5 protein-coding genes are annotated in these 13,465 nt (G+C 47.3%); 4 read left to right on the forward strand and 1 reads right to left on the reverse strand.

All coding sequences use genetic code 11. The features are described from left to right. The first annotated feature begins 7 nt into the window (after positions 1-7). The 3 genes from ACIFSR_RS20160 to ACIFSR_RS20170 all read left to right on the forward strand — a co-directional run bounded on the left by ACIFSR_RS20160 (position 8) and on the right by ACIFSR_RS20170 (position 5,568). Complete coding sequence (locus tag ACIFSR_RS20160) at positions 8-1,348, forward strand: UDP-glucose dehydrogenase family protein (RefSeq protein WP_076269089.1); 1,341 nt, start codon at positions 8-10, stop codon at positions 1,346-1,348. 28 nt (positions 1,349-1,376) lie between these two features. Next, positions 1,377-4,619: a hypothetical protein gene (locus ACIFSR_RS20165; RefSeq protein WP_430059517.1), complete on the forward strand. Its 3,243-nt coding sequence runs from the start codon at positions 1,377-1,379 to the stop codon at positions 4,617-4,619. Positions 4,620-4,704: 85 nt separating this feature from the next. Continuing rightward, positions 4,705-5,568 (forward strand): hypothetical protein, encoded by an 864-nt coding sequence (locus ACIFSR_RS20170; RefSeq protein ID WP_430059519.1) that lies wholly within the window; start codon positions 4,705-4,707, stop codon positions 5,566-5,568. A gap of 55 nt (positions 5,569-5,623) precedes the next feature. Here ACIFSR_RS20170 and ACIFSR_RS20175 read toward each other — a convergent pair whose 3' ends face one another. Then, positions 5,624-5,980, reverse strand: coding sequence for a helix-turn-helix domain-containing protein (locus ACIFSR_RS20175; protein WP_076269086.1), 357 nt, complete (start codon positions 5,978-5,980; stop codon positions 5,624-5,626). Positions 5,981-6,575: 595 nt separating this feature from the next. Here ACIFSR_RS20175 and ACIFSR_RS20180 point away from each other — a divergent pair. Further along, a complete protein-coding gene (locus tag ACIFSR_RS20180) occupies positions 6,576-13,457 on the forward strand; it encodes an S-layer homology domain-containing protein (protein WP_430059521.1) in 6,882 nt (2,293 codons plus the stop codon). Positions 13,458-13,465: the final 8 nt, after the last annotated feature.

Below are 13,465 nucleotides of genomic sequence, written 5' to 3' on the forward strand. Positions count from 1 at the left end.
GAATAGCATGAACATCACGGTTATTGGAACTGGCTACGTGGGGCTCGTGTCGGGCATTTGTTATGCGGAGCTTGGCAATCGCGTCATTTGCGTAGACAAGGACCCGCGCAAAATTGAGACACTAAACGCTGGCGGCATTCCGATCTATGAGCCAGGCCTCAAGGAGCTAGCAGCGTCGAACCGAGCAGCAGGAATGCTCACCTTCACGACTGATTTGCGAAGCGCGGTACAGCAATCGGACATTATTATTTTGGCGGTAGGAACACCTCCGCTGCCAAATGGCGAGGCTAATCTATCTTACATTGACCAAGCAGCCATAGAGATTGCAAAGGCGATGAACGGTTATAAAATCATAGCGGTAAAAAGCACTGTACCCGTTGGAACGAATGAACGTCTAGCAACCGTCATCGCCTCCCACACGAGTGAGTTGTTTGACAGTATCTCGCTGCCAGAGTTTTTGCGCGAGGGCTCGGCGATACAAGATACGCTGCATCCCGATCGCATTATTATTGGAGCCAGCTCACAAAGCGCAGCAGAAATTATGAAGCTGCTTCATATTCCTTTAACGGAACAAATCGTTATTACAGATATTCGCAGCGCTGAAATGATTAAATATGCGTCCAATGCATTTCTAGCTACCAAAATATCATTTATCAATGAGATCGCTAATATTTGCGAGAAGGTAGGCGCAGATGTAACGAAGGTAGCTGAAGGAATGGGTTATGACAAGCGAATTGGCCCATCGTTCCTAAAAGCGGGAATCGGCTACGGGGGCTCTTGTTTTCCTAAAGATACAAGCGCCTTAATTCAAATTGCCGGACATGTTGATTATGAGTTCAAGCTGCTGCGCTCGGTAGTAGAGGTCAATCAGGATCAACGCTTTAACGTCATTCGCAAGCTGGAGACGATATTTCAAGGTGAGCTTTCAGGTAAGACGATTGCAGTATGGGGGCTTGCATTCAAGCCGAATACCGATGATGTGCGCGATTCGCCAGCATCGGAAATTATTCAACATTTGGTGGACAACGGCGTTAAGGTCAAGGCTTATGACCCTATTGCGACTGACAACTTCCGTACTTTATATGAAATTAGCGGTGTTGAATGGTGTGAGGACGCGATGGAAGCGGCAAAAGATGCGGATGCGCTTTGCTTGCTGACAGAGTGGGAGGAGTTCTCACATGTTGACCTTGGACTGCTTCAACAAGTATTAAAAAGTCCGATTCTGATTGACGGCCGCAATGTTTTCGAAGAGGAGCATTTGGTTGGTACTGAATTTGTTTATTACTCCGTAGGCCGCCCTAGCCTTAATCAAGGCGTAAAGCAGCAAATACCTGTATTGCAATTTTAAACCAAACTAATGACCAGAGGTGAATGAAATGACGTTTCGAAAAAAAGTAACCTTATCCGCGCTGGCGATCTCCATGCTTACAGCATCGCTAGGCGGATTACCGCTCAGCCAGAAAGGGCTGACCGAGAAGCTGGGATTTGTTCAAGCGGCGAGTGCTGCAGAAGCTGCGCTGCCTTCAAGCGTGTTTTTGGAGCGTATGCAGGCTCTATATGCTGCACTAGCAGCTGGGGACAAGACGGACATGCAAGAGGTTAAAAATTTGCGAGATGAAATTGCCGGTCTGGATGAAGCAACAAACCAGCAGCTGATCGATCCGATTTGGACAAAAATTAGCGAGAAGCTTCCTGAGTCTGCCGACAAAGCGGAACTTAAAGCGAGCCTGTTCCGGTTGATCAAGGCTGTAGGCTCCTTCCGTTACGACCCTGAAGCCTCTGATTTGGAGGCTATTCGCACGAATCCAGAATTTCGAGCAACCTTGAAGACGATTGCAGCTGCAGGCGGTGACGAGAACATTAGATTGGAAGACTTTCTCGTCTTTATGTTTGGCGATGGCAGCAGCCGTAAAGGCGTTGAAGGAACGATTGGCAGCCTGATCGGGGAGAAGTCTCCGGAGGAGCTGATTTTGCTGCTTGGCAATAAGCAGGGCATTGTAACGGTTCTTCTTCAGGCGATGGAGAAGCTGATGGGTGAGACGAATGAGTACAAGTTCAGCTCTATTTTGAAAAATTTAGGCGTGACGCCGAAGGATGTAAGAGCGACCGTACAAAACTTCCAGGTGAAGCTTCAGAAGGACGAGCCTGCGATCAGCGCGATGACTGTGGCGTATATTCGTTCAAGCGTGAAGTCAAGCGTGAAAATAGACTACACTGGTCGTGTACATTCGTATAGCTTAAATGTATTCGGCGTATATCTTTTCCCACAAGTTCTGCAGTGGTCAAAGGTATCCGGCGATTCTAATGTAAAGGTATTGCCTACGGGTGTCGTTACTATACCGGATGCTGCGAAAACCGGTACAGCTGTTATTCAGGCTAAGCTGATCAATCCATACGGTGGCTCGGCGAAAGTCATATTTGAGCAAGAGGTTACCTTAAACGCTGCAATTTCGCATGAGACCGAGTTTCCTGTGGAGTCATTCCTTGCGCGGATGAATAAGCTGTATTCTGCTCTAGAAGCAGGAGATCCAGCAGATGTTGGAGCCGTTCGCAATTTGCGTGATGAGCTTGCTGGGCTGGACTTCGCTAAGGATCACAATTTAATTGATCCGATTTGGAAGAAGATTGCAGCTAAGCTGCCCGCAGAAGCAGACCAAGCAAAGCTGAAGGCTGTTTTATTCAATATGGTTAAGGAGATTAGCTTGATTCCATATGACCCGCAGGCTGCAAGTTTAGAGGAGATTCGCAAAAATCCTGAATATCGTGCTGTGTTAGCTGAGCTTGGAGCAGCCGGAGGCGGTGAAACTAGCTTTGTAATAGACGATATTCTCATGTTTTTATTTGGCGATGGTGGCGTTAACCCAGGTGTAGATGGCGCTATAAGGCAGAAGCTTGCCAGCCTGTCACCGACTCAGCTGCTGCAGTTGATTGGAGATAAGCAAGCGATTTCCGCACTGCTGCTCCAGAAGACAGAGGAGCTGCTAAGTGAAACCGGCAATTATAAGTTCAGCTCCGTTTTAAGCCAGTTGGGTGTAACGGCGGAGGAGTCTGCTGCAACCATGCTTAACTTCCAAGCTCGATTGAAGATGGATGAGTCAGCAATTCAAGCGCTAATTATTGCTCATATGCGCTCTGAAGCTGTCGAGGCTGTTAAAGTCAGTGAAGATGGCCGTGAGCAAAAATTCAGCTTGAAGGTGTTCGGTGTGGATGTTCCGCCGCTTGCGCTGCGGTGGAGCAAAGTATCTGGAAGCAAAGATGTGAAAGTATCTTCTGGTGGTACGGTTACGCTTCCGCGAGGCGTTGCCAGCGGATCGGCGGTTGTTCAAGCGACATTGATTAACCCATATGGTGGACAAGCTAAAGTTATTTTTGAGAAAGAGGTTACGTTAACAGCTACAAATGGAGAGGGAGAACACTTCCCGGCTGAAGAATTCCTTGAGAGAATGAATAAGCTTCACGCGGCACTGCTTGCTGGAGATCCTTCGGATGTGCAGGATGTACGCAATTTGCGCGATGAGATCGCCAAGCTTGATTTTGCCAAGGATCAATCACTTATTGATCCAGTCTGGGTCAAAATTGCTCCTAAGCTTCCCGCATCGGTTAACCAAGCGGAGCTGAAGAAGACTGTGTTCCAGATCATTCAGTCTGTAGGCTCCCTGCAATATGATCCAGAAGCGAAGGGACTTGAAGCGATTCGAACGAATCCAGAATTCCGTGCTGCACTGAAGACGATTGCCGCTGCAGGCGGGGTAACAAGCCTCAGCATGGATGATTTCCTCGTTTTGTTGTTCGGTGATGGAGCTGACCGTCCGGGTGTTGAAGGGACCGTTCGCAACATTATCTCGGATATGAAGCCGCAGGAGATCGCTCAGCTGCTCGGCAACAAGGAAAAAATAAATGCGGTTATTATGGAAGCCATGGGTGAAATTTTATCCAAAAAGGATGATTATGCATTAAGCGAGGCGCTGAACAACTTAGGTGTTAAATCGGCTGATGTACGACTATCTGTTTTTAAATTCCAACTAAAGCTGAAATATGATGAGCGGGCCCTTAACGCATTAACAGTTGCTTATATCCGTTCAGAAGTTATTTCGGCGGTGAAGATTACGGCTAGCGGAAGGCAGCATGAATACAGTTTGAAGCTGCTTGGCACTGTTTTGCCATCCTCGTTCTTGAAATGGAAGAAAGTATCGGGAAGCAAAGATGTCACGGTCGATTCGCGAGGGAAAGTAACGATTCCGAAAAAGGTTGCTAATGGTACGGCTGTTATTCAAGCGACTTTAGTGAATCCATACGGCGGCTCTGCTAAAGTGATTTTCCAGCAAGAGGTGACGCTCGTTAATGAAGATGTGGAAATTGATCCTAAGGCAGAGTTTAAGAGAATAGCTGAAGAATTGGATAGCAAGCTGAACGAGGTTAAGAAAAAGCTGAAAGCAGCGACCAACGATGAGCAGAAGGCACAACTGATCATGGATGTTGTACAGGCAAGAAATGTAGCTGTTGATGAGATCAATAAAGTAAAAACAACGAACGCGCTGAAAAATAAGGCGATAAACGAAACGAAAAGCAAGGTCAACAAATTGCTTACTACTATTATTACGGAAATCATGCGATCTTAACAAAAAGCAGCCAGTCTTCTTTCTCGTCTAAGAGAAAGGAGACTGGCTTCTTTCTATTCAAAACGGAAGGTGGTATGAGCATAATATGAGCAAGCATCATGCAAGGAAGAAACGGCGTCCGCGGCTTCAGAAGCCGGATACGATTAATATTATTTTAGGCTCGTTAACGCTTATTCTATTATTTGTGTGGGGCGGTCTCTATTGGAATGAATCCTCACAACAATCACTTATTGTGAATGCGAATGGCGCAGCATTAAACGAGCAAGCACAGCTGAGTGAGGAAGAACTGTATGGGACAGCGCCTGAGAAAACGAGTCCAACTGTAGATGGCGTACCGCCAACGACTGACAAAACCGGAAAACCAGTGAAACAGGTGGCGGGTAAGCCTGCTGGAAGTGGAGGGGAAGCTGTACTGCCGGAGAAAGAGGCGGATAAGCCGGCTGGGGAAAATGAAAATCCTTTGCCCGTTCAGACGACGAAGCCATCAAGTACAACTAAACCGAACAAAGGGACGGAGACGAAGCCGAATGATGGTTCAACGTCAACGCCAACGACAAAACCAAAGCCAACGCCTTCGCCTGATCAGCCAAATGTGCCGGAAACGGAAGCTCCAATTACGTCAACGGAAAAGTATGAGCAGCAGATTGTCCAGATTCAAGCTAAGTGTACGCAGGATATGAATGATGTATTGGCAGGAGCGGAAACAAGTGTTGCGCAATTGGATATGTCTGACCCTTACGCGTTTCAGGAGTTAAGCCAGAAATGGATGGACGGGCTTTCGAAGGTGGAAGCGACATGCAGTACGAAAATGCAGGGAATTATTGCACAAGCAGAAAAGGATAATGTGGAGGCAGAAATTACGGATAAGTGGGAGCAAACGTTCAGCGATCTCATGCTGCAGCTTCAAGGGCAATTCGAGGCGAAGCTGCTGCAATTGATGGGCGGTTGAAGCTAAGAACGTTTGGAGTTCCTTATTTTAATCAAATATAGATATAGTGGATAGATCATTCATCCTTTGGCAAGGTGCGATCGCGGAGTACACGTTCGAGCAAGTTGCGAATTAAATCCAGGTCGTCCTTTTCCAAAGGAACCCCATCCCAGTGCAGCTGATCATAATTCAAATATTCCTTCGCATTATGATTGAGCTCAATTGGCGGCTCAGGATAATCAGTAAGCCCAAGAAGATAATCAGCGGAAGTGCGCAGCTTGCGTGAAATGGTTTGAATGGATTCAAGAGTCGGCTGTCGATAGCCGGATTCATAGCCTGCATAGGTGCTTTTCGCAACTCCTAAATAATCAGCAACTTCCTGCATCGTTAATTTCCTCGATTTACGCAGCTGTTTAAGGCGCTTCGCAAACATCAATATCCCCCTCTCCAACGTCATAATGTCTATTTTAAATGATCATATTGCTTGCAAGGTAAATGCACACATAATTATATCATGTTTTCCAATTGCATGTACAAATCCGAACACTAGCTTGTTGTAAGCAACCTTACAGCCGCCAAAAAGTTCCGCTCCGACTGCGAATTGACTCCTTAAGCACATCTATGTGCTTATAACCACCAAACTCATGATACTTCAAGGCTCTAAGAACATATACGTGCTAACAGCCACCATAAATCCCCACTCCAACGGCCCACCTAACTCTATAAGCGCATATATGTACCTACAGCTACCAAACTAACATAACTTTAAGGCTTTTAGAACACCGACTTGCCTACAGTCACCTTCACTAATCAACAGCCCTGTATGCCGCCGCCAAAGTCTGTCGTTTTTGCAAAAGCTGCCTAAATAAACGGATATTTGAACAATCATTATGGTTTTTTCTAATGAAAGCGCATTCTTTATAAGAGTACTATTAAGAGGTAAATATTTCTTGCCAAAAATTTTGCGTGATTGCTAGAAACGTTTACAGCTTATTTTAGCCCATTTATGAAAGGGGAACAAATGCTGAATGAGTAAGCGATTGAAACGGAGCATGTCGTTAGTGTTGGCAGTAGTTATGGTTTTCTGCACGGTTTTTGCTGGATTTACAAATGAGCAAGCAGAGGCCGCGCAAACTGCACAGCCGCAGATGTGGAAGTTTGATTTTGGTTCAGCGCCAGCACCTGCTGGAAGTACAGGTGGTCCTGTCGCGGATGGTTATATCGGTATTACTGGAACGACGCTTTATACACCTGAGAAGGGCTATGGTTTGGATATGAATCTTGCTTCTCGTTTTCGAGGGGCAGAGTCACCGGATAACGTAATTAACGATTTTGTTTTGGGAGGAACCAATGTTCCTTTTGTATTCAAAGCGGACATACCTAATGGCAACTATAAGGTCACGCTTTATTCCGGTGATCTTCTTCAAACGACTTCTACCTACAAAACGAAGGTAACGATTGAGGAAGTAGCCGGGGATTCTATCAACTCTCGTAGAGCTGTAGAGAGCAAGGTTTATAATGCATCAGTCGCAGATGGACAATTAAATATTCAACTGACAGGCGATGGAACATTCAGTGTTTTGAACGCTGTTATCATCGAGCAAGTACTTCCTTCAGCGCCTGAAGGACTCATGCTGACGAGTATAAGCGCAAATGGCGTTTCAATGAAATGGACAGCTGTCACAGATGCGGTTTACTACCATATATACCGTACGACTGGCGGCAGTGAGCCAAGTGCGCCGATTGCTGAGCAAATCAAAGAAACGAGCTATTCCGATGCTAATGTAAGTGTGGGGGATAGCTATACGTATTATGTTTCGTCCGTCAATGCCTTTGGCCAGCAATCGCCTTTAAGCACAGCTAGCGAGGCTGCCTTGATTCCGATGCCGCAGTCTCCTGTTGTCCCCATCAATCTAGCAGTTACCGAAGTGAATGCCGCCTCTATTCGGCTTGCTTGGGGAGCTTCTGTCGGAGCGGCGGACTATGTCGTATATCGTTCGGATGCAGTGGATGGGACGTATGGTGAGATTGGCCAATCAGCTGCATTGTCGTATATCGATCAAACTGCGAATACCGCTATCGTACAATATTACAAAATAAAAGCACGGAATGGACAAGTCTTGTCCGACTACTCGGCTTACGCGGCAAGCACCGTGTATGTGCCGCCGGTTGTATTGCCGGATGGAGATGTAAAACGTTTTGATTTTGGAAAAGGTTGGGCAGCTGATGGTTATGTTTCCGTTTCCTCTGCTGCTGCTTATTCCGCGGAGCGAAAATACGGGTTTGGTGATCCGGCAAAGGTAAGCTTCGTCGACCGCGGCACAGCGGATGCGCTGCGCTCGGACTTCAGCATCGTAAAGGACACATCCTTCATTGTAGATCTGCCGAATGCAGATTACACAGTGTCTCTTATTGCAGGGGATCTGAATGACGTAACGGATATTTCAATTACAGTCGAGAACATGGAAAAGGTAAAACGACTGGACGGCAATGCGGTTAGGCCAGCAGGTCAATTTCTTGAAATGAGCTTTGATATTGCGTTGGTAGACGGGCAGCTGAACTTCGAGTTTGCGGGTACTGCTCCAAAAATCAACGCGCTCGTCATTACGAAAAAAGCGGAGCGTACACCAAGCGAGCTGCCTACTATTTATCTAGCAGGTGATTCTACTGTACAAACGTACGATCCGTACTGGCTTCCACAAGCGGGCTGGGGACAAATGATTCCAAGCTTTTTCTCTGAAAATGTTATTTTCAAAAATCATGCGATCGGCGGTCGTAGCACCAAAAACTTTATATCCGAAGGCCGCTTGGACGAGGTGCTGAGAGCTATTAAGCCGGGCGATTATTTCCTCGTGCAATTTGGTCATAATGATGCAACGATTAGCGTTCCGGATCGTTATGCATCTCCAGCAGATTACAAAAACTATTTGAAAACGTATGTAAACGGCGCGAAGCAGCGCGGAGCAACGCCAATTCTTGTGACGCCGATGGGCAGGCGCAGCTTCAACGCCGAGACTGGAAAGTTTAACGTCAGCTTCCCAGAATACGTGCAAGCGATGAAGGAAGTTGGGCAGGAGCTTGATGTTAATGTGGTCGATTTGAGCACGCTGAGTATTGCGTATTACGATTCAATCGGTCCAGCAGCAACGTTATCCGTGTTCCTTCATACGCCAGCTGGAGTATACGGAGCATTCCCGAATGGGTCCGCTGATGATACGCATTTCCAAGAATATGGCGCCATTCAGCTCGCGCGTATGCTTTCGGCAGCGATCAAGCAGCTGGATTTGCCACTGGCTCAATCCGTAAAAGAAATTGAATTGCCAGCAAACGTGCCAGCTAAGCCGACCAGCCTTATCGCTGGAAGCATAAGCAATGCAGGAGCATTGCTCAAATGGGACAAAACAGCAACGGCGGATATTTACAAAATCTATCGCAAGCTTTCCTCAGAGCCGGATAGCGCGTATGCCATGATTGGTACTTCTACACTTCCGACGCTGAATATGGGCGGACTTGTTGAAGGGAACAGCTATCATGTTTATGTGACAGCAGTGAATGGCAAAGGAGAGTCTGCGCCATCCGATCCCATCTTTATTCAAACGAAATCGGCATTGTACAAATATGATTTCGGAACGATTGGCGGAGTAGTTGAGGCTGGTTATACCGAGGTTACTCGCAATACGATCTACACCGCTGAACGCGGATATGGCATAACGGATAGCACAGGTATGATAGATCGCGACCGCGGAGCGGGTACGGATGCGCTCAGACGAGACTTTGTTGCTTATTTTGGCAATAGCTATGAATTCAAAGTAGACCAGCCAAACGGTTATTATTCAGTCAAGACCTATACGGGGGACTGGATCGGGTCAACGAAAACGAATATTAATATTGAAAATAAGGATTATGGCACGGTATCATCTGGCAAGGAAAATATTGCTGAACGGGTGTTCAACATGATTGCCGTTAAGGACGGACAGCTGAACATGATCCTCAGCGGTCAGACTGCTCATTTGAATGGGGTTGAAATAACGCCGCTGCTTCTAGCGCCTACGAAGCTAGAGCTAAACGATCTTGATTTGAGCAGCAATCCAATTAAGGCGGAGCTTTCATGGACAGGAGTAGCAGATGCTGTAAAATATCATGTTTATCGCAAGGCTACTGTCGCAAGCAGCGCTGAGCTGCTAGGCGTGACGACGCAACCAACGTTTATTGATACTAGCGCGGATGTTGGCCTTGAGTACGTATATTCGGTGTCGGCAATAGACAATACCGGATTTGAGTCGGTGACATCTAATTTCCTACAGGTGTCCATGATTGATCCGAATGTGGAGAAAGCAGCGATTCCAACAGGCCTTGCACTTGCTTCCATTCACAAAAACGATATTAGCTTCACTTGGGATGCCGTTCCACAGGCAAGAATGTACAATGTGTATCGCGCCAAAGAAGCGAATGGCCCTTATACGTTGATTGGAAAGTCATCTACGGCATCTTATACCGACAACACCGTTTTGACGACGATTCCTTATTACTATAAAGTGGCTTCTGTCAATGAGGGCGGCATTTCTGAGCTGTCGGATGCTTTGGAGACACAGGCAATTACAACGCTTGTTCGCGCAATGGAGTATCTGGATCGTTCGCCTGTCGCCATTAAGACGGAGAACGGCAACTATTTGGGATGGCGTATGTTAGGACTTGATCCAGAGTCAATCGGTTTCAATGTTTATCGTGACGGCATCAAGCTTAACAATGAGCTAATCACGAAGAGCACGAACTATGTGGATGCGGCGGGTACAGACACATCCTTGTACCATATTACATCGGTGCTGAGCGGTGTTGAGCAGGCTGCGACCAGCAGCTTCGGTGTTTGGCAAAAGCAGTACAAATCAGTGCCGCTGCAGAAGCCAGCCGATGATTATACGAAGGACGGACAGCCGTACACGTATTCAGCGGGTGACGCTAGCGTAGGGGATCTCGACGGTGACGGTAAATATGAGATTGTCATGTTATGGTTGCCATCAAACAGCAAAGACAATTCACAAGCCGGTTATACGGGCATTGTGTATATGGACGCTTATAAGTTTGACGGCACGCGGCTATGGCGCATTAATCTCGGACCAAATATTCGAGCAGGAGCGCATTATACACAGTTTATGGTTTATGACTTGGACGGTGATGGACGTGCGGAAGTCACGTTCAAGACAGCGGATGGTACGATTGACGGAACGGGCAAAGCCATCGGTGATCCTAGTAAGGATTATCGCAACAGCAGCGGATATGTATTGTTAGGCAATGAATATTTAACCGTATTCGAGGGCTTAACTGGAAAAGCGCTTGCCACAACAGAGTATGATCCGCCTCGCGGTGATGTTGCAGCGTGGGGAGATGCTTACGGCAATCGGGTGGACCGTTTTCTAGCAGCGGTCGCGTATCTTGACGGCGAGAAGCCGAGCTTAGTTTTTAGCAGAGGGTATTACACACGTACGGTGCTTGCTGCTTATGACTATCGCAATGGTCAGCTGACGAAGCGGTGGGTATTTGACTCTAACGATGAAGGAAACGGCTCCTTTGCAGGCCAAGGGAATCACAATTTATCGATAGGCGATTCAGACGGCGACGGCAAAGACGAAATTCATTTTGGCGCGATGGGTATTGATGACGATGGCAAGCCGCTCTACAATACGGGACTTGGCCACGGTGATGCGATGCATTTTGGCGACCTTGACCCTGAACGTCCGGGACTGGAAATATTCGCTGTACAAGAGCATAGCGACTCCCCATACGGGATGGATTTGAAGGATGCGCGTACAGGCGAAATTATTTGGGGTATTCATACCGGCGTAGATACGGGCCGCGGGATGTCAGCGGATCTCGATCCAAGATATTTGGGTGAAGAGATGTGGAGCGCCAATATTGTAAGTAGCGAGCATATCCCGGTTACAGGATTGTACAGCGCCAAAGGCGAGAAAATAACGACGAGCATCCCAAGCTCGACAAACTTTGGCGTATGGTGGGATGGCGATCTGCTGCGCGAGCTGCAGGATTATAATCGCATCGATAAATGGGATTATATGAATGCAAAAACGGTTAATTTATTGACGGCAGTTGGCTCCGCTACAAATAACTCGACGAAAGCGAACTCTAGCTTGCAGGCTGACTTGTTCGGCGACTGGCGTGAGGAGATCATGTGGCGTTCAGAAGACAGCAGCGAATTTAGAATCTACTCTACTGTGGATGAAACCGAATATCGTATTCGCACGCTGATGCATGATCCGAACTATCGTTTAGGAGTAGCTTGGCAAAATGTTGCTTATAACCAGCCGCCGCATCCAAGCTTCTATTTAGGAGACGGAATGGCGATGCCAGCAGCTCCAAATATTCAATATATTCAAGCGCTAGTTACCTCGATAACGGTAACAGCGGCAGGGCAAGCCGATTCTGTTAAGGTGGGCAGCACGCTCCAGATGAATGCAGAGGTTCATATGGATACTGCGGCTAACAAAAATGTAGTTTGGTCAGTTGTGAATGAGGATGGCAGCTCTACTACTCTGGCAGCAATCGGAACAGATGGCCTGCTTCATGCGACAGCGGAAGGAAAGGTAACCGTCGTAGCGACGGCTGCGGATGGATCGGGTGTAAAAGGGGAGAAAAAAATTACCCTGCTTGCAGATCCAGTCGTTTCACCTAGCCCAACACCGACACCAACTCCAAGTCCAACACCGGATTCACCGCCTGGTGGTACAGCGCCAACTCCAACGCCTGCTGGCAATCAAGTAACGGTTGAAGCAGTGACAGTGAACGGAAAAGCGACAGCGGTGGTAGAAGCTGCGGATCTCCAAAAAGCGATCGAAGCAGCAACAAAATCGCTCACCATTAAGGTGAATGCGGTAGGGTCTGCCAAATCAGTAGAGATCAGCATTCGTGGCGGTGCGTTTGCGGGCTTGAATACGAAGGATGCATTTTCTTTAACAATGGATACGGGCTCGGCAAAAGTAACCCTTTCGAACAAAGCACTTAAGGGTGCGCTTGGCGCAGGTACAGAAACGCTTAAACTATCAATCGATAGGATGGATACTTCTGGACTCTCCGAGGCTATTCGAGAGAAAGTTGGCGATGGAACCGTCTATGATTTCAATCTATATGTAGGCGATAAGAAAATAAGTGAATTCGCGGGCGGCAAGCATACACTTGAGATAAGTGTTCCTTATGTGCTTAAGCTAGGTGAGAAGCCGGGCAATGTGGTCGTATATTATATCGCAGACGATGGCAAATTCGAAATCGTTCGCAATGGAAAGTATGATGCAAAAACAGGGATGATCACCTTCAAAACAAATCATTTCAGCTATTATTCTAGCCTATACGCAGCATCTGCATTCACGGATCTGAATCAAGCTTTATGGGCAATCGATCCGATTGAAGCATTGGCAGCGCGCAGCATTGTTAATGGCTATGGAGATGGCAGCTTCCAGCCGAGTGGCGAGGTGACACGAGGAGCATTTGTGAAAATGCTGATGCTGGCATTAGAGCTAGAAGACAGGGAAGGAGTAAGCAGCTTTAGCGACGTGAAAGCAGGCGCATGGTACGCCAGCTCAATTGCCGCAGCTGAGAAGCTTGGCATAATAAAAGGCAAGTCTGACGGAACCTTTGGCGTCAACGAGCTTATCTCACGGCAGGATATGGCCGTTATGGCCTACCGTGCAGCTGAGGTGGCTGGCTTGAAGCTTGTGAGTGGAAGCGCAATTGCTTTCACCAATCAGGAGGAGATTGCCGATTATGCAGCCAAGGCTGTTCAGGAAATGCAGTCGACAGGCATTCTGAACGGCATGTCGGGTAATACATTTATGCCAAATGGTTGGAGTACAAGAGCACAAGCAGCAAAAGTCATTTATTCGATGATGAGAATGCTCGAATAAAATACGTC

It is taken from the genome of Paenibacillus sp. NRS-1760, from assembly GCF_050467785.1.
Classification (GTDB): domain Bacteria; phylum Bacillota; class Bacilli; order Paenibacillales; family Paenibacillaceae; genus Pristimantibacillus.